General features: G+C 65.2%; 18 protein-coding genes. 13 read left to right on the top strand and 5 right to left on the bottom strand.

What is annotated here, in order from left to right:
- The first annotated feature begins 87 nt into the window (after nucleotides 1-87).
- Nucleotides 88-1,542: an aldehyde dehydrogenase family protein gene (locus tag ACZYYX_RS20645; protein ID WP_463816452.1), complete on the top strand. Its 1,455-nt coding sequence runs from the start codon at nucleotides 88-90 to the stop codon at nucleotides 1,540-1,542.
- A gap of 26 nt (nucleotides 1,543-1,568) precedes the next feature.
- Here ACZYYX_RS20645 and ACZYYX_RS20640 read toward each other — a convergent pair whose 3' ends face one another.
- The 3 genes from ACZYYX_RS20640 to ACZYYX_RS20630 are packed head-to-tail and all read right to left on the bottom strand — an operon-like array spanning nucleotide 1,569 to nucleotide 4,218.
- Nucleotides 1,569-1,871, bottom strand: coding sequence for a hypothetical protein (locus ACZYYX_RS20640; protein WP_463816451.1), 303 nt, complete (start codon nucleotides 1,869-1,871; stop codon nucleotides 1,569-1,571).
- On the bottom strand, nucleotides 1,868-3,373 hold the full coding sequence (locus ACZYYX_RS20635) for a class I adenylate-forming enzyme family protein (RefSeq protein ID WP_463816450.1): 1,506 nt from the start codon (nucleotides 3,371-3,373) through the stop codon (nucleotides 1,868-1,870). Before ACZYYX_RS20635 ends, ACZYYX_RS20640 begins: the two co-directional genes overlap by 4 nt.
- Nucleotides 3,370-4,218, bottom strand: coding sequence for an SDR family oxidoreductase (locus ACZYYX_RS20630; RefSeq protein WP_463816449.1), 849 nt, complete (start codon nucleotides 4,216-4,218; stop codon nucleotides 3,370-3,372). The genes ACZYYX_RS20635 and ACZYYX_RS20630 overlap by 4 nt, the downstream gene beginning before the upstream one ends.
- 218 nt (nucleotides 4,219-4,436) lie before the next feature.
- Between ACZYYX_RS20630 and ACZYYX_RS20625 the strand changes: the two genes are divergently transcribed.
- The 4 genes from ACZYYX_RS20625 to ACZYYX_RS20610 are packed head-to-tail and all read left to right on the top strand — an operon-like array spanning nucleotide 4,437 to nucleotide 8,506.
- Nucleotides 4,437-6,029, top strand: coding sequence for a methylmalonyl-CoA mutase family protein (locus ACZYYX_RS20625; protein WP_463816448.1), 1,593 nt, complete (start codon nucleotides 4,437-4,439; stop codon nucleotides 6,027-6,029).
- Between the two features lie 31 nt (nucleotides 6,030-6,060).
- The gene (locus ACZYYX_RS20620) at nucleotides 6,061-6,462 is read left to right on the top strand and encodes a cobalamin B12-binding domain-containing protein (RefSeq protein WP_463816447.1); all 402 of its coding nucleotides are present in this window, start codon (nucleotides 6,061-6,063) and stop codon (nucleotides 6,460-6,462) included.
- On the top strand, nucleotides 6,462-7,418 hold the full coding sequence (locus tag ACZYYX_RS20615; RefSeq protein ID WP_463816446.1) for an LLM class F420-dependent oxidoreductase: 957 nt from the start codon (nucleotides 6,462-6,464) through the stop codon (nucleotides 7,416-7,418). The genes ACZYYX_RS20620 and ACZYYX_RS20615 overlap by 1 nt, the downstream gene beginning before the upstream one ends.
- Nucleotides 7,415-8,506: a CaiB/BaiF CoA transferase family protein gene (locus ACZYYX_RS20610; RefSeq protein ID WP_463816445.1), complete on the top strand. Its 1,092-nt coding sequence runs from the start codon at nucleotides 7,415-7,417 to the stop codon at nucleotides 8,504-8,506. The genes ACZYYX_RS20615 and ACZYYX_RS20610 overlap by 4 nt, the downstream gene beginning before the upstream one ends.
- On the opposite strand, the gene ACZYYX_RS20605 is transcribed toward ACZYYX_RS20610, so the two are convergent.
- Entirely contained in the window at nucleotides 8,494-8,829 is a 336-nt protein-coding gene (locus tag ACZYYX_RS20605; protein ID WP_463816444.1) for a 2Fe-2S iron-sulfur cluster-binding protein, read from the bottom strand. The two genes, ACZYYX_RS20610 and ACZYYX_RS20605, sit on opposite strands and share 13 nt — an antisense overlap.
- Before the next feature lie 99 nt (nucleotides 8,830-8,928).
- Here ACZYYX_RS20605 and ACZYYX_RS20600 point away from each other — a divergent pair, with 99 nt between their 5' ends.
- The 4 genes from ACZYYX_RS20600 to ACZYYX_RS20585 are packed head-to-tail and all read left to right on the top strand — an operon-like array spanning nucleotide 8,929 to nucleotide 13,005.
- Nucleotides 8,929-10,359 (top strand): class I adenylate-forming enzyme family protein, encoded by a 1,431-nt coding sequence (locus tag ACZYYX_RS20600; protein ID WP_463816443.1) that lies wholly within the window; start codon nucleotides 8,929-8,931, stop codon nucleotides 10,357-10,359.
- Nucleotides 10,344-11,159, top strand: a complete 816-nt coding sequence (locus ACZYYX_RS20595) for an acyl-CoA dehydrogenase family protein (RefSeq protein ID WP_463816442.1) — start codon at nucleotides 10,344-10,346, stop codon at nucleotides 11,157-11,159. Before ACZYYX_RS20600 ends, ACZYYX_RS20595 begins: the two co-directional genes overlap by 16 nt.
- The gene (locus ACZYYX_RS20590; protein WP_463816441.1) at nucleotides 11,146-12,234 is read left to right on the top strand and encodes an acyl-CoA dehydrogenase family protein; all 1,089 of its coding nucleotides are present in this window, start codon (nucleotides 11,146-11,148) and stop codon (nucleotides 12,232-12,234) included. The genes ACZYYX_RS20595 and ACZYYX_RS20590 overlap by 14 nt, the downstream gene beginning before the upstream one ends.
- A gap of 6 nt (nucleotides 12,235-12,240) precedes the next feature.
- Complete coding sequence (locus ACZYYX_RS20585; protein ID WP_463816440.1) at nucleotides 12,241-13,005, top strand: enoyl-CoA hydratase/isomerase family protein; 765 nt, start codon at nucleotides 12,241-12,243, stop codon at nucleotides 13,003-13,005.
- Nucleotides 13,006-13,015: 10 nt separating this feature from the next.
- Here ACZYYX_RS20585 and ACZYYX_RS20580 read toward each other — a convergent pair whose 3' ends face one another.
- A complete protein-coding gene (locus tag ACZYYX_RS20580; protein WP_463816439.1) occupies nucleotides 13,016-13,780 on the bottom strand; it encodes an SDR family NAD(P)-dependent oxidoreductase in 765 nt (254 codons plus the stop codon).
- 75 nt (nucleotides 13,781-13,855) lie between these two features.
- On the opposite strand from ACZYYX_RS20580, the gene ACZYYX_RS20575 reads away from it, so the two are divergent.
- From ACZYYX_RS20575 to ACZYYX_RS20560, 4 genes are all read left to right on the top strand, one after another.
- The gene (locus ACZYYX_RS20575; RefSeq protein WP_463816438.1) at nucleotides 13,856-15,007 is read left to right on the top strand and encodes a thiolase family protein; all 1,152 of its coding nucleotides are present in this window, start codon (nucleotides 13,856-13,858) and stop codon (nucleotides 15,005-15,007) included.
- A gap of 11 nt (nucleotides 15,008-15,018) precedes the next feature.
- Nucleotides 15,019-15,900 carry a methylmalonyl Co-A mutase-associated GTPase MeaB gene (gene meaB, locus ACZYYX_RS20570; RefSeq protein WP_463816437.1) on the top strand — a complete coding sequence of 294 codons (882 nt, stop codon included), beginning with the start codon at nucleotides 15,019-15,021 and terminating at the stop codon, nucleotides 15,898-15,900.
- Nucleotides 15,901-15,979: 79 nt separating this feature from the next.
- On the top strand, nucleotides 15,980-16,393 hold the full coding sequence (locus ACZYYX_RS20565; RefSeq protein ID WP_463816436.1) for a Zn-ribbon domain-containing OB-fold protein: 414 nt from the start codon (nucleotides 15,980-15,982) through the stop codon (nucleotides 16,391-16,393).
- Nucleotides 16,394-16,436: 43 nt separating this feature from the next.
- Complete coding sequence (locus ACZYYX_RS20560; protein WP_463816435.1) at nucleotides 16,437-17,582, top strand: thiolase family protein; 1,146 nt, start codon at nucleotides 16,437-16,439, stop codon at nucleotides 17,580-17,582.

The following is a 17,582-nucleotide window of genomic DNA, read 5'->3' as shown; positions in this document are numbered from 1 at the left end:
GTCTGGCACCTCTACATTCTGTGATCCACCAAATCGCTTGCACGAAACGGTTTCAATGAAACGTCGAGTCAGAAAGTGGAGGCCAGAATGACTTTGGTGTCAGTGTTGGACCAGATTCGGAATCGACCGGGCACGGGCGAGGTGATTCCGATCATCGATCCGGTGACGGAGGAACAGATCACCGAGTTCACCGACTGTGGTGCCGGAGCGGTCGACGACGCGGTCGTCCGTGCTCGAACTGCTTTCGACGCGGGGGTGTGGTCGGGACTGCCCGGGCGCGAACGGGCCAAGATCATGTGGCGTATCGCGGACTTGATCGACGAGCACGCCGCCGACTTCGCCGAGATCGATTCCGCCAACACCGGCATGATGAAGTTGCAGTCCGAAATGGTGGTGCCCACGTGCGCCGAGTTCTTCCGTTACTACGCCGGCTGGTGTTCCAAGGTCAACGGCACCGCCTATGACGTGAGGACCACAGGAATCGCCACGGACAGCTATGTCGATTTGCATGCATACACGCTCAAGGAGCCGTACGGCGTTGTCGGGCTGATATTTCCGTGGAACGGGCCGATCTTCAACGCGTGCGCCAAAATTGCACCTGCCCTGGCGGCCGGCTGCAGCAGCCTGGTCAAACCCGCTGAAGAGACCCCACTTTCGGCCTTGTTGCTGGACCGGTTGATTCACCAGGCCGGGGTGCCCGAAGGTGTGGTCAACCTCATCACCGGGTACGGCCACACCGCTGGCGCGGCTATCAGCGCGCACCCTGGTGTCGAGAAGGTCGCCTTCACCGGGTCCACTGAGGTCGGCAAGGAGATCGTGCGGGCCTCGGCAGGCAACCTCAAGAAGGTGATGCTCGAACTGGGCGGCAAATCGCCGGTCCTGATCTTCGACGATGCCGACCTGGATCAGGCCATCTTCGGGGCGGCGATGGGCATCTTCGTCCACTCCGGGCAGGGGTGCGTCTGCGGTTCGCGGATATTCGTCCAGCGCGGTGTCTACGATCGCGTCGTCGAAGGTATTGCGGGAGTGGCGAACTTCATGAAGTACGGCGGTCCGACTGAAGAGGGCGTCATGAGCGGACCGCTCATCAGCGCCAAGCAACTCGATCGGGTGATGGGATTCATCGAGGAGGGCAAGCGAGACGGCGCCGAGGTGGTGACGGGAGGTCACCGGCTCGACAGGAAAGGCTATTTCGTCCACCCCACCGTGCTGACCAATGTGACTCCCGACATGCGCCTGTACCGGCAGGAGATCTTCGGCCCCGTGGTGTCGATCATCCCGTTCGACGACGAGGACGAGGCCATCGCGATGGCCAACGACACCGACTACGGACTGGCGGGCACGGTCTGGACGACCAACATCAGCAGAGGGCATCGGTTGGTCAAACGACTGCAGGCGGGCAGCGTACAGATCAACTGCCAGTTGATCTTCGACCACGATGTGCCGTTCGGTGGCTACAAGCAGTCGGGTTGGGGCCACGAATTCGGCAAGGAGGGCCTCGAGGGCTACCTGAAGACCAAGTCGGTGTGGACTCAGCTGTAGCGGAAGCGCCGTGGGCGCCGCTGACGTCAGTCGCTTGCAGGCAGCGGCTTTGCTTCTTTGATCGTCAGCGGCGTTCCACCGATGCTCAACGTGCCTGCCCCAGCTTTCGTGACCAGGACCTCGGCACCGGTGTCGTCGACGTAGCGCTTGCCCATGAGGGTCCCGTCGGACAGATCGGGATCGATTGTCAGGCCGGCGTCGACATCGCCGCCGAGCGGCACCACAGGGGCGCCACCGACGCGAAGGTCCTCGAGGCTCTCGGCGCTGCGAACCACGATCACCTGGGTGTCGCACACCTGGCTCTGCAGGCGGGTGCCGTTCTTGATCATGCTGACTCCTTGGTGTGGGCGGCTAGTTCGTCGACGAGTACGCGGCGGAGCACCTTACCGGTTGCGTTCGTGGGGAGTTCGTGACGGAACACTACGCGGTCGGGGGTCCTGGAGCCGCGGAGTCGGGCACGAACGTATGCCCGTAGGTCGTCGCCATCCGGGGTGTGGCCGGGCGTGGCGACGACGACCGCGACGATGATCTGTCCCCACTCGGGGTCCTCCAGACCCACCACGGCGCAATGGCTTACGTGCGGGTGCTCGACGAGGACGTCCTCGATCTCGGCGGGCGCGATGTTCTCACCACCGCGGATGATCGTGTCGTCGGACCGTCCACCGAGGAACAGATAACCCCCGTCGTCGAGCATCGCGCGGTCTTTGGTGGGAAACCATCCCTCGGCGTCGAGCAGCGAGCCGACATCGGTGTAGCGGCCCGATACCTGCTCGCCGCGCACGTAGAGTTCACCCGTCTCGCCCGCGCCGAGCACGGTGCCGTCCTCGGCACGAATCTGTACCTCGATGCCGGGGACCGGGCGGCCCACCGAACCGAGACGACGCAGCACGTCGTCGTCGGTCGCGGCGAGCGCCGCGCGGTGGTCCTCGGGGGTGAGCACTGCGATCGTCGAGCTGGTCTCGGTGAGCCCGTAGGCGTTGACGAGCCCCACGCCGGGAAAGACGGACATTGCCCTGCGCACCAGCGGCAGCGCCACCTTCGAGCCGCCGTATGCGAGGGTGCGCAGGCTCGAGGGGGCCGTGAGTTCGGCTGCCGATTCCTCCAGCACGTCGACGATCCGATCCAGCATGGTGGGTACGACCGTCGCGGACGTCACCCGTTCCTCGTTGGCCAGGCGGATCCATTCGCGAGCGTCGAAGTTCCTCAGAAAGACCATCTTTCGACCGGCGTACACGTTGGACAGTGCCGCGCCGACACCGGCGATGTGGTAAGGCGGCACGCAGACGAGTGCGGCGTCACCCGCCTCCGCAGAGTCGAACTCGACCGTCCCGGTGACGTAGCTGGTCAGGTTGTTGTGCGTGAGTTCGACGGCCTTGGGTGCCGACGTCGTGCCCGAGGTGAACAGGACGACGGCCACCGAATCCGGATCGGCGAAGCCGGAAAGCGGTTCGGCGACTCGGGCGGCAGAGAGGAAGTCGGTGGACGTCATGACTCGTTCGCCGTCGACGACGTCGCGGTATTCCTCGTCGACCACGATGAGTGGATCGGGCAGCCGTTCGATGAGCGCGCGAACACCGTCGGTGGAGAGCCGGTAGTTCAGCGGCGTCACGGCGACGCTCGCGCGCGCGGCGCCGAACAACAGAAGGGGGAGCATCTCCGCGCCCGTACCGACATAGGCCACATGCCGGGCGCCGGCGCCGCTGATCACGCTCGCGGCCCCGTCGGCGAGTCGGCTGAGTTCGGCTGTCGTCCAGCGGACGTCGCCGGAAACGAGCGTTTCGCGGTCGGGCTGCGAGGACTCCGCCATTTCCAGCAGCAGCGAGATGGTCACGGGGTGCCCTCCACCTGCGGTGGGTCGACGAAGATGTCCCACTTCGGGTCGTCGCCACCGCCGTAGGGCGACAGGTCGGTGATACCCGACTCGACGAGCACGTCGGCGTCGATGAAGCAGCGACCGTTGGCGCGAGCCGGGGGCATCGTCAGGATGGCGGCCGCGGCGTCGGCCATGATCTGCGGGCTGCGCGACGAAGCCAGCAAGACATCACCGTTGGCGAGGTTCGACACCGCCGACGTCGCGATGTACGTCTGCGGCCACAGGCAGCTGAATCCGATTCCGGCGTCGGCATTTTCGGAGGCCCAGCCGAGTGAGAGCAGTGTCATTCCGTACTTGGAGAGCGTGTAGGCCGGATGCGCGCCGAGCCAGTGGCTACTCATGTTCAGCGGCGGTGCGACTGTCACCACGTGGGCGTGGGCGGACTTGCGCAGGTGGGGGAGTGCCGCCCTGGTCAGGAGGAATGCGCCGCGGACGTTGATGTCCATCATCAGGTCGAACTTCTTGGTGGACAGCTGTTCGGTGGGATCGGTCGCGATGGCGCTGGCGTTGTTGACGACGATGTCGACGCCGCCGAAGTGTTCGACGGCCTCGTCCACGGCACGCGCGACGTCGTCCTCGTTGCGAACGTCACCCACGACGGCGAGTGCTTTGCCGCCCGCCGCCTCGATGTCGGCGACGGCGGTGTGCACCGTCCCAGGCAGCTTGGGGTGCGGCTCACTGGTCTTGGCGAGCAGAACGGCGTTGGCGCCGAGTCTGGCTGCGCCGAGGGCGACTGCCAGACCTATACCGCGGCTGCCGCCGGACACCACCAGCGTCCGGTCGGCCAGTGGAAGCGGACTCACCCTTGCATCTCCCTCAGCTCGTTCACCCTTGATGCTAGCAAGATGATAGTGGCATTCTCATTTCTGAAAACACAATGCTCGCTATCGACCATGCCGAGGGTTGGCTGTTCCCGGCGTGATGTCCGCGATGCGCTGAACCTGGCGATGCGAGTGCGCCGGGGCCATCATGACTCCTATCGGTATTGGCATTCTCATTTTTTGCAAGTACGTTATCCTCGATGAGCGAGCATGCCGGCCCGCGGGTGGAGACCCCGTCGGGCATCCCGCTGGAGGCCGTGTACGGCGCTGCCGACGTGGCGTCGGAACCACCTCCGCCCGGTGAATACCCCTTCACCCGAGGCAACTTCGCGTCCGGCTATCGGGGGAAGACCTGGACGTTCCGTCAGTATTCTGGGTTCGGTACCGCGGAGGAGTCGAACGAGCGATATCGGTACCTGCTGGATCAGGGTGGCACCGGCCTTTCAGTAGCGCTCGACCTGCCGACCCAATGTGGCTACGACTCCGACGACGACGAGTACGGCGAGGAAGTCGGCCGCGTCGGCGTCGCGGTGGACACCCTGGCCGACGCAGAGGTCCTGTTCGACGGGATACCACTGGACCAGATCAGCACCAGCTTCACGATCAACGGCACCGCCGCGATCCTGTTGGCGTTCTACGTCGCGGCCGCCGAGAAAAAGGGCGTTCCCCGCGAGAAGCTCACCGGCACCATCCAGAACGACATTCTCAAGGAGTACGCGTCGCGCGGCACATGGATCTGGCCGCCGGAACCGTCGCTGCGGCTGATCGCAGACACCATAGAGTTCTGTGCAGCCGAGGTGCCCCGCTTCAACGCGATCTCCGTGGCCGGCGCGCACTTTCGAGATGCGGGCGCCAATGCGGTGCAGGAGATGGCATTCACGTTGGCCGACGGCGTTACGTATTGCGACACCGTGGTCGAACGAGGCCGGATGACGATCGACAAGTTCGCCCCCCAGATCTCGTTCTTCTTCTACACGCACGGCGACTTCTTCGAGGAGATCGCCAAATACCGGGCAGGCCGTCGCAGATGGGCCACCATAGTGCGCGAGCGCTACGGCGCAACCACCGATAAGGCGTCGATGTTCCGCTTCGGTTGCGTGGCCGGCGGGGCGTCGCTCTATGCGCCACAGGCGCAGAACAACCTGGTGCGCGTTGCCTACGAGTCGATGGCTGCCGTACTCGGTGGTGTCCAGTCGATGTTCACGGCGGCGTGGGACGAGCCTTTCGCGCTGCCGAGCGAGGAGTCGGCGACACTGGCCTTACGCACCCAGCAGATCCTCGCCTACGAAACCGGTGTGACGAAGGTGGCGGATCCGTTGGGCGGGTCGTACTTCGTCGAGGCGCTGACCGATGCGACCGAGGCCAGGATCGTCGAGATCATGCACGACCTCGAAGAGCACGGGGGGATGGTGCGTTGCATCGAAGACGGCTACCTGCAGGGCCTGATCGCTGACGAGGCGTTCAAGATCCACCACGAAGTCGAATCGGGCAGCAGGCCTGTGGTTGGGGTGAACAGGTTCGTCACCGACGAGGCCGCTCCTGACATCGACACCTACGAGCTGAATGCCGACGGCCGCGATCTGCAGTTGAAGCGGCTGGCGAGGGTGAAGGCCGAGCGCGATCCCGGGGCTGTGCGGGACACGCTGGCCGCGCTCTCGCGTGCGGCCGAGCGCAGCGACGACAACCTGATGCACGCGCTCATCGATTGCGCGAACGCGTACTGCACGATTGGTGAGATGGTGGCGGCGCTGAAGGCGGTATGGGGAGAGTTCCAGCAACCGGTGGTGTTCTGATGAGCGCTTGCGCGAAGAGGAGACAGGCCTGATGGGCACGCGTGTACTGGTGGCCAAACCCGGTTTGGACGGTCATGATCGGGGCGCGAAGATCGTCGCACGCACCCTGCGCGACGCCGGTTTCGAGGTCATCTACACCGGTATCCGGCAGCGCATCGAGGACATCGTGTCGATCGCGCTGCAGGAGGACGTGAAGCTCGTCGGGTTGTCGATCCTCTCGGGTGCACACGTGGGATTGACTGCCCGAGTGGTCGACGCCTTGCGTGCCGCTGACGCAGGCGACATCGCAGTCGTGGTGGGGGGCACCATCCCGCAGGCCGACGTTCAGAAGCTGCTCGATGCCGGTGCAGCGGCGGTGTTTCCGACAGGAACCCCACTCGACACCCTTGTTCGCGACGTGCGTGCGCTCACCGAGAACGACGGAGAACTGTGATGCGCCTCGGCGTGATGATCGGCGCCGAGCGCGGCGACTCGAACCGTAAGGTCGCCAAGCTCGTCTCCGACATCGAGTGGGCCGAGTCCGCTGGTTTGGACACGGCGTGGATGCCGCAGGTGCCCAATGACTTCGACGCGCTGACAATGGTGGCGTTGATGGCCGGCCGTACCACCCGGATCGAACTGGGTACCGCCGTCGTGCCGCTGCAGGCGCAACATCCGATCGCGTTGGCGCGCCAGGCATTGTCGGTGCAGGCGCTGGCCGGCGGACGGTTGACGTTGGGCGTGGGGCCGTCGCACCACTGGATCGTCGGCGACATGTTGGGCCTGCCCTACCAAAAGCCCGCCTCCTACACGCGTGACTATCTCGAGGTGCTGCACGCTGCGTTCGACAATCCCGGTCCGGTCGACGTCGAGAACGAGACGTTCACGGTGCACAATCCGCTTGATCTACCACCGGTCGCGCCGATGCCCGTTCTGGTGGCGGCGCTCGGCCCGGTGATGTTGAAGATCGCCGGCGAACATGCTGACGGCACCGTGCTGTGGATGGCAGACGAGCGAGCCATCGGTGATCACATCGCGCCGAAGATCAATCACGCTGCAGCAGGGGCGAACAGGCCGCCGCCGCGGATCGTGGCAGGTATCCCCGTGTGTCTTTGCGCGACCTCCCAGATCGAGGAGGCGAAGGAGCGGGCCAACAGGATTCTCGCCGAGGCGGAGACGTCGCCCAATTATCAGAAGCTGCTCGACAGGGGCGACGCGCGAACCGTCGGGGATCTCTGCGCAGCCGGTGACATGGAGGACATCCTGCGGCGCTTCCGCTCCTTCGCGGACGCGGGGGTGACCGATCTCTCGGTGCGGTTGCTTCCGATCGGAGACACCCGTGAAGAACTCATCGCATCGAAGTACCGGACCAGGGAGATGATCGGCGAACTCGCCCAGGCTGTGCGATGAGCTCGACGGACAGCCGGGCGGAGACGCTGCCCACTGCCGGTCCGCTGGCGGGCATCCGGGTACTCGAAGTCGGCCACATGCTGGCCGGCCCCTATGCCACGATGATGCTCGCCGACCTCGGCGCCGAGGTCACCAAGATCGAACCACCGGGCGGGGACATCTCACGACAGGTGGGGGACAGTTACTTCGCGAGCCTCAACCGAGGCAAGCGCAGCGTATGCCTCGAACTGGGCAGTGACGCAGGACAACGACGGCTCGGTGAACTGGTCGCGGAATCCCATGCGCTGCTTGTGAATCTGAAGCCATCGAGTATCCGCAGGCTCGGGCTGACCTATGACGCGCTGCGGTGCCACAACGACAAGATCGTCTGCGTGGCGTTGACCGGTTACGGACTCGACGCGGCCGACGATCCTGCCTTCGACTATGTGATCCAGGCCGTGACGGGAATCGCCTCGCTGACGGGGGATCCCGATGGACCCCCCACGTTGCCCGGCTATTCGTCTGCGGACAATTCCACCGGCCTGACGGCGGCGATCGGCTTGCTCGCCCAGATCGTGTCGGGGCGTGGCGGACAGATCGACGTGTCGTTGCGCGACGTGATGCTCTCTCAGTTGAACTATCGCGCGTCCGCGTATCTCAACGACGGTGTCCAACCGCGCCGTCAACCGAACGGTGCACATTCGTATTACGTTCCTGCGCAGTTGTTCGCGACCGCGGACGGCTATCTGGCGCTCTTCGTCACGCACGACGCGTTCTGGCGTTCGTTCTGTAAAGAGGCCGGAATCGCGGGCTTTTCGACGATGGCCGAGCGGGCGGCGCACCGCGAGGAGGTGCTGGCGGTGGTCTCGGCCGTACTGGCGACGGATTCCGCAGCGGGATGGGAGGTACGGTTGCGGCCACTCGGCATCCCGGCCGCTGCGGTGCGCACCTTGCCCGAGGCGTTGCGGGACACGCCGGAGGTCATTGTTCGCTCAGGGCAGTTCGACCTCGTGCGTAGTTCCATCCGGGTCGTCGGCCACGATCCGCAGTACGGTCCACCGCCGACGTTGGGGCAACATTCAGGTGTCGCCGAGGCTCAGTCCTCGTAGTCGACGGTGACGTGGCCTTCGTCCGGCACGGCCTGGCAGGTGAGCACGTAGCCTTCGGCGACCTCGTCGTCGGTCAGTGCGTCGTTGACGCGCATCGTGGCAGTGCCGTCGGTCAGTCGGGCCATGCACGTGCCGCAGTTGCCGGCCTCGCAAGAGAACGGCGGGGTCAGGCCTCCCCGACGTGCGCACTCGAGCAACGTTTCACCGGCCTGTCTGGACATGGTCGTCGTCTTGCGGTCCAGGAGGATCGTCACATCCCCGGCGGCGAGTTGCGCCGCGTGTTCGCCACCGGTGTGGGGGGTGGGTACGGATTCTGCAGTCATCGAGACACTCCTGGCGTCGTCCTTCTGGTCGAATGAGAATACTATTCTCTTTTCAGGATAGGATATTCTCAACGGGTTGAGTCGGGAGGTCGGGCTGAGGTGATCGAAGGATCGCACGCCATCGGAGCGCCCGTGCTCGCTTTCGGTGATCGTCGATACTCCCGCGCTGACCTCGACGCACTGGTCGGCGGAATGGCGACCGAACTGGAACATCGTGGAGTGCGCGCCGGGGACCGCGTGGCTCTGATGTCGTCCAACCGGCCGGAGTTCGTCGTCGCGGTGCGGGCCATCTGGTCGCTCGGGGCGGCAGTCGTACTCGTCAGTGCGTCATGGAAGAGGACCGAGGTGAGTTACGCGCTGTCCCTCACCAGTCCGTCGCACGCAGTCGGGGACCACGAGGTGCTGGCAGAGCTCATGCCGATGCTGCACCTCGATGACCATGTCACTGCGAGATGTCGGGAGTTCGCGCCGGTGGATCCGTCGTCCGACGCGCTGCTGGTGTTCAGTTCGGGGACCACCGGTATGCCTAAGGCGGTCAGGCACACTCACGGCGCATTCAGTCAGGCCGTCGCCCATTGGCGGACAGCGCTGGCTTTGTCGTCGAAGGACCGGATGCAGATCCTGACTCCGCCCTCGCACATCCTCGGTCTGCTCAACATCGCCACCGCACTCGACGTCGGTGCGTGGATTCGCCTGCACCCCCGGTTCGATGTCGATGTGATGTTGCGCCACATCGAGTCCGATCGCATCACCGTCGAGATGGCCGTCGCCCCGATCGCTCTGGCGCTGGCTGCGCATCCGAGGCTGGAGGACTTCGACCTGTCGTCACTGCGCTACCTGATGTGGTGCGCGACGCCCGTCGCGCGCAGCGTGGCTGACGAGGTGACCCGGCGCACGGGCGTGCGTTGGGCTACCGCCTACGGCGCAAGCGAACTGCCCGTCATTTCCTGCAACGCGCTAGATGGGGGACACCTCGACACCGTGGGTCGCGCCGTTCCGGGAGTTCAGATCCGCGTGGCTGCAGCCCAATCCGCCGACCCGGCAGTGCCTGTAGAGGTGGGGCCTGGAGAGGTCGGCGAAATCGAGGTGCGCTCACCCTCGGTCATGGCGGGCTACCTGCCCGACGGGGAAACTGCCGCAGTGCTGGTCGACGGCTGGTACCGCACCGGGGACGTGGGTTACCTCGACAGCGAGGGCTGGCTCCGTATCACCGACCGCGCGAAGGAGATGATTAAGGTCCGCGGCTTTCAGGTCGCCCCCGCCGAGATCGAGAGCGTGCTGCACGAACACCCTGCCGTCGCTGACTGCGCTGTGTTCGGGGTACCCGACGCGGCACACGGTGAGGCGATCGTCGCCGCCGTGTCACGCTGCGCGCCCGTGGAAGACCACGACCTGATCCGGTTGATCGCCGATCGGCTGGCTTCCTACAAGCGGCCGAGCCGCATTCTCTTCGTTTCCGACATCCCCCGTCTCCCCTCCGGAAAGGTGTTGCGCCGAGTGCTCAAGGAGCGTTTATGGACGTCCGACTGACAGCTGAACAGCGACAATTGCGCGACGCCGCGGCCAAACTGGCGGACGATCTCGGGCCGGGCTCGGTGGCTGATCTCGCGGACGACGGCCGCATCGCGCGGCTCGAGCGCGCGGTGAACTCGACCGGATGGCGATCGCTGCGGTCCGATGGGGCGACAGGAGTCGAGGTCGCTCTCGTCGTCGAGGAGTTCGCCAGGCGACTCGTCGACGTCCCTTTCGTCGGCCCGGTCCTCGACGACGACCTCTCGTACCGGCTCGGTCGCGAAACTGAACGTCTCGCAGGTGAAGTCGACACAGTCGATGTGACGAAGAGCTTCGTGGGCGCGGTCGAGTCGCCCCCCGAGCTCGCCGAGCTGGCGCCCGAGGACGCGGCCCGGTGGTACGCGCTCGCCCTCACGGCGACGACCGCAGATCTGGTGGGCGTCGCCCGCGGCGCACTGACCTTGGCCGCGGACTACGCAAAGGTCCGCGAGCAGTACGGATCGCCCATCGGTTCATATCAAGCGGTGCGGCATCTGCTCGCAGAGGGTCTCGCACTCATAGAGGGAAGTGTCAGCGTCCTTCGCCACGCCGCGTGGGCTGTCGATGAACTGCCCTCGGCCGAAGCCGTCGAGGCGGCGAGGATCGCCAAGCTCTACAGCCAGCGTTCGGCGCGCACGGTTTGTGAGACGTCGATTCAGGTCCACGGCGGGATCGGCAACACCTGGGAATGCCTTGCGCACGTGTATCTGCGCCGGGCGCTGGTCGCGACGGAATCGTGGCCCGTGAAGCTGGAGGAGTTGACCATTGGACTTTCGTGACTCACCAGCGGAAGCCGCTTTCAGGGATCGGCTGCGGCTCTGGCTCAACGAGCAGAAAGGCCGATTCCCCACCTCGGGCGACGAGTACTGGGCCAAGGCGGCGGAGTGGCACCGGGCTCTCTACGCCGCGGGGTTCTTCGGCATGACCTGGCCCAAGCAGTATGGCGGGCAGGATCTTTCGGCTGTGTACGACGTGATCGTCGACGAAGAGATCGCCAAGGCCGGGGCACCCGCCCGGCCCAGCCTCGGCTACCTCGTCGTCGGACTGAGTCACCACGGAAGTGAAGCTCTCGCCCGGCGTTTCCTTCCCGGCATGATCAACGGCACCGAACGGTGGTGCCAGGGGTTCAGCGAACCAGGCGCCGGTTCGGATCTCGCGTCGTTGACGACGACGGCGGTGAAGGACGGCGATGAGTACGTCATCAGCGGCCACAAGATCTGGACCAGCTACTCCGATATCGCGGATTGGTGCCTGCTGTTGGCCCGCACCGACAAGACCGTGCCCAAGCACAGGGGTATCTCGGCGTTCATCGTGTCGATGCACCAGCCCGGCGTCACACAGCGTCCGTTGAAGATGATCAGCGGTGTGACCAAGGAGTTCGGCCAGGTGGAGTTCGACGGTGCGAGAGTGTCGGCCGACAACATGGTCGGCGAGCCGGGGGACGGGTGGAAGCTTGCGATGACCGTCGTCAGCCACGAGCGTGAACCCTCGACGCTGGGCTTCTCCGCTCGCTACGGAAAGTTGGTGCGGCAGTTGTCGATGCACACGGACGGACCGGCATCCGACGAGTTGTCGTGGGCATGGGTGCAAACGGAGATGCTGCGCCTGCACGTACGACGGCGATTGTCGGAGCAGATGGACGGCATCACGCACGGACCGCAGGGATCACTCGATAAGCTGTTGATGACGTGGGTTGAACAGTGTGTCGGGCATGCCGCGCTCGCTACGGTCGGTACGCACGACCCCGAGATGTTCGGCGCCTACATGTACAGCCGGGCCCAGAGCGTCATGGGCGGAACATCACAGATCCAGAAGAACATCATTGCTCAGCGCATTCTCGGATTGGGAGCTTAGGACGACATGTACGACCTGCCAGCAGAACTCGACGTCGCCGCTGACGGCGGACTACGCATCATCACCCTGAACCGGCCGGACGATCTCAATGCGGTCAACGACGATCTCCACGTCGGTTTGGCGAAGGTCTGGGCGGCTCTCGACGAGGACGCCGAGGCGCGCGCGGCAGTCATCACCGGCGCGGGGCGGGCTTTCTCCGCGGGCGGTGACTTCAATTACCTCGACGAACTTCGCAGTGACGAAGCGTTGCGACAGAAGACGATCAAGCACGGGCGAGAACTGGTGATCGGCATGGTGCGGTGTCGTATACCGGTTATCGCGGCTGTCAACGGCCCTGCCGTCGGGTTGGGGTGCAGCCTGGCGGCACTGTCGGACGTCGTCTACATCGCCGAGACGGCGTTCTTCGCTGATCCGCATGTGCAGATCGGGCTGGTGGCCGCTGACGGAGGACCGCTGGTGTGGCCGTCGCAGATCAGTCTGTTGCACGCCAAGGAGTTTGCGCTCACCGGTGTGCGCATCAAGGCGCAGCGGGCCGTGGAACTCGGTTTGGCCAACCACGTCGTCGCCGACCCGCTGACCGAGGCGATCGCGTGCGCGAGGAAGATGATGAGTTTGCCGCAGCAGGCGGTGGAAGCCACCAAGAGGTTGATGAACATTCAGCTCGAGAAGTCGGTGATGGCATCGCTGGACTACGCCAACCTGGCGGAGTACGTGTCCTTCGGCACCGCGGACTTCAACCGAATCGTCGACGGGTTGATCGCCAAGAAATGACCTGCCGCCCTCACTTCGGGGGGAAGCGCAGCGCGCCGTCGAGCCGGATGGTCTCACCGTTGAGGTAGTCGTTCTCGACGATGCTCACCGCGAGCTGCGCGTATTCAGAAGACCGGCCCATTCGCTTGGGAAAGGGCACCTGGGGACCCCAGTACTTCTCCAACTGCTCGCCGGCCTGGCCGTACGCCGGGGTGTTGATCGTTCCGGGAGCGATCGTGACGACGCGGATGCCTAGCGGCGAGAGATCGCGTGCGGCCACGAGCGTCATGCCGAGTACGCCACCCTTGGCGGCGGCGTAGGGGAGCTGGCCGATCTGCCCTTCGTACCCGGCGATCGAGGCGGTGTTCACGATGACGCCGCGGCCGCCCTCGTCGAGGGGTTCGGTCTTGGCGATGGCCGCGGCCGACAGCCGCATCACGTTGAACACGGCAGTCAGATAGAACTCGATGGTCTTCTTGAAGCCGTCCAGATCCAGTGCGGAGCCGTCTTTGCCGACCAAGCGCCCGCCGGTGGCGGGACCACCGTGGGTGTCCACCGAGATGCGGAGCGGGCCAAGAGATTGCGCCTCCGCGATGGCCGCGAGGACGGAGTCCTCGGAGGTGGCGTCGGTTTTGACGTAGCGCACGCCGAGTTCGTGTTCGAGCGCTTTGCCCTTGTCGTCGGCCATGTCGGCGACGACGACCTTCGCGCCCGCGGAGTGGAGACGGCGGACTGTCGCCTCTCCCAACCCTCCGGCCCCACCGACCACCAGCGCGGAGTTTCCTTCGATGTGCATGTGCCGCCTTTCGTGCAACTGTCGCTCTCGGAGTATGAGAATATCATTCTCATACTCCGTCGAAAGGGACAGACCATGCCCGAAGCAGTGATCGTTTCGGCCCTTCGCACGCCGATCGGCACAGCGATGCGGGGCACCCTGCGGGACACCGACGCCTACACCCTTGGCGACCACGTCGTGTGCCATGCAGCGGCAGGTCTCGACCCGGCTGCGGTGGATGACGTGATCCTGGGCGAAGGCCTGTATGGCGGCGGCGTCGTCGCTCGGCACGCCGCGATCACGGCGGGCCTGACGGGTGTGCCGGGGCTGGCGGTGAACAGACACTGCGCTGCGGGTCAGGCCGCCGTACAGGTTGCCGCCGCGAGCATCCGCGCCGGTATGGACCAACTCGTCATCGCCGGTGGAGTGAATTCGGCGTCAACCTCGCCACGCTTCACGCGCAAGGCGAGCAGCGCGAAGGACGCCGAGACGGTGGCGTGGTTTCCGCCGACACACCCGGACAGTCCCGAGGCTCCGAACATGGACATGTCGATCACGGTGGGGTGGAATTCCGCGGTCAGGGCCGGCGTGACCCGCGAGGAGATGGACGAGTGGGCGTTCAATTCGCACCGAAAGGCGATCACGGCGATTGACGAGGGCCGGTTCACAGCCGAGATCGTCGGGATCGACACTCCATACGGGTATTTCGACACCGATGAACACCCGCGCCGCGACACGAGCCTGGAGAAGTTGGCATCCCTGAAGGTCCTGCATCCGGAGATCGACGGGTTCTCGATCACGGCAGGCAACGCAAGTGGGGCGAACGACGCGGCCGCCGCGCTCGTCGTCGCGAGCGACCGGTTGGGTCTGCCCGCGCTGGCCACAGTCAGGGCGTGGGCGTCCGTGGGCGTGGACCCCGCCTTCACCGGACTCGCTCCGGTCGAGGCCATTCCGAAAGCACTCAAGAGGGCCGGGCTCTCGATCCCCGACGTCGACCTGTTCGAGATCAACGAGGCATTTGCCGCGATGACCGTGGCCACCGTCAAGATGCTCGACATCGATCCCGACATCGTCAACGTCGGCGGCAGCGGTTGCTCATTGGGGCACCCTGTCGCAGCCAGCGGCGCTCGCATGATCGTCTCGTTGGTCCATGAACTCAGACGCCGCGGTGGAGGCATCGGCGTCGCAGCGATGTGCGCAGGGGGCGGGATCGGTTCGGCGACGGTCATCGAGGTTCCGGCTCCTTAGACTCACGCCCGATGACCATCGACGATCTCGTGGCCGCGGCACGCAAGGGTTCCTTGCGTGCGGCGGGCCGGCTGTTGACCATGGCCGAAAGCAGCAGGCGCGACGAGGTTCTCGAGGCGCTGGACGCCCAACCCATTCGAGTCATCGGTATCACCGGTCCGCCGGGTGCAGGTAAGTCCACCACCATTGCCGCTCTGGTGTCCGCCTATCGGCAACAGGGAAAGCGGGTTGCGGTGCTGGCCGTCGACCCGTCGTCGCCGTACAGCGGTGGTGCACTGCTGGGGGATCGTATCCGCATGGCTGCGCACATCGACGATCCCGACGTGCTCATCCGCTCGCTGGCCACCCGGGGGCACCTCGGCGGCCTTTCCGAGGGTGTGCCCGCTGCCGTCAGGGTTCTCGCCGCACTGTCGTTCGACATGGTGCTGGTCGAAACGGTGGGCGTCGGGCAATCCGAGATCGAAATCGCGGCCGTTGCCGACCCCGCCATCGTCGTACTCAATCCTGGTGCGGGCGACGCGATCCAGGCCGCCAAGGCGGGTCTGCTCGAGGTGGCCGACATCGTCGTGATCAATAAGGCCGACCGCGACGGCGCCGATCAGACCGCGCGAGACCTGCGAGCCGAGACCGACGTGCCGATCCTCAAGATCGTCGCCGTGAAGAACGAGGGCGTGACCGCGTTGGTCGAAGCCGTCGACACACACCTGCGTGCCGACGATCCAGCGCGTCGCACCGCACGTGCTCGGGCCCAGCTGCTCTCTCTGGCCCAGAGCGTCCTGCGTTCCCACCCCGAGCTCGACGACCTCGCCGCCCGGGTCGCCACGGGCCGTACCGATGTGTACTCGGCAACGAAGTCGCTTCTGCGACAGTCGGATCCGGGGGGCAATCAATGATGAGAATGATATTTCCATTTATGAGAAGCGATGCTGTACGATTTCGCTAATGTGTTAGCCCGTAGTGTGAGGAGGCTTCGTGCGAAAGGCGCTGGATCCTGCGATCTCGACCTGGCCGGCCGACGAACCGCAGTTGATCGGAACTGAGTGCGGGGCATGCGGAGCGACGGTGTTCCCCCGCCAGAGTCACTGTCCGAAGTGCAGTCGGTCCGAAACCACCGACGTTCTTCTGCCGCGGCGCGGGACCGTCGTGGCCTGGACGACTCAGGGTTTCCCTCCGGGCGCGCCCTACATCGGCCCCACAGGTGAGGACTTCGTTCCCTACGGCGTGGGTCTCGTCGAGTTGGGCGATGTCGTACGCGTCGAGGGGCGGCTCACCGAAAACGATCCGGGGCAGCTGTCGTGCGGCATGGAAGTCGAGCTCACGATGATTCCGCTCACGACCGACCCCGACGGCAACGAGATCGTGACCTTCGCCTTCCGGCCGGTGTAGCAGTGGGCGGTTGCGCGAAGAGCAGAAAACAGGGAGAGATCGCATGACGAACGACGTCGCCATCATCGGCGTGGGCATCCACCCGTTCGGTCGATTCGACAAGTCCGCTGTCGAGATGGGAGCCGAGGCGATCCGGTCGGCTCTGGCGGACGCCGGTATTACCTGGCAAGACGTGCAATTCGGCTTCGGTGGCAGCTACGAGGTCTCCAATCCCGACTCTGTCACCCGGCTCGTCGGGCTCACCGGCATCACGTTCACCAATGTGTTCAATGCCTGCGCGACCTCGGCGAGCGCGATCCAGCAGACGGCCGACACCATCCGGCTGGGCAAGTACGACATCGGCATCGCCGTCGGACTCGACAAGCATCCCCGCGGAGCGTTCACTGACGATCCTGCGAAACTCGCACTGCCACAGTGGTATGCCGAAAACGGTCAATTCGTCACCACGAAATTCTTCGGGATGAAGGCCAATCAGTACCTGCAGAGGCACGGGATCTCCGAGGAGACGCTGGCCAGGGTCGCGGCCAAGAACTTTCGCAACGGTGCGCTCAACCCCAATGCGTTCCGGCGCAAGCCGATCTCCGAAGAAGACATCATGGCTTCGCCGGTACTGAACTACCCGCTGCGGCAATTCATGTTCTGCGCCCCGGACGAGGGTGCCGCCGCCGTCATCATGTGCCGGGGGGACATTGCCCACCGCTACACCGACAAGCCGGTTTTCGTACGCGGCAGCGAAATCCGGACGCGTCGCTTCGGTGCCTACGAGGTACACGCGACGTCCGCGCCGCTGGAAGAAGATGTGTCGCCGACGGTGTACGCCGCGCGGGCCGCCTACGAGGCTGCGGGGATCGGACCGGAGGACGTGGACGTCGCGCAACTGCAAGACACCGATGCCGGCGCCGAGATCATCCACATGGCGGAGACCGGGCTGTGTGCCGACGGCGATCAAGAGAAGCTCTTGGCTGACGGTGAGACCGAGATCGGCGGATCGCTGCCGGTGAACACCGACGGCGGCCTGATTGCCAATGGCGAACCGATCGGCGCATCAGGTCTGCGGCAGATGCACGAGCTGGTACGCCAACTGCGCGGCGAGGCCGGCGAACGGCAGGTTCCCGGCGCCCCCCGGGTGGGCTTGGCGCAGGTCTACGGTGCACCGGGCACCGCCTCGGCCACCATCGTGTCGTTGTGA

Source organism: Mycobacterium sp. IDUB_1, from assembly GCF_055419625.1.
The sequence above is the reverse complement of the archived record's forward strand: the minus strand, read 5'-3'. Positions and strand labels throughout refer to the sequence as shown.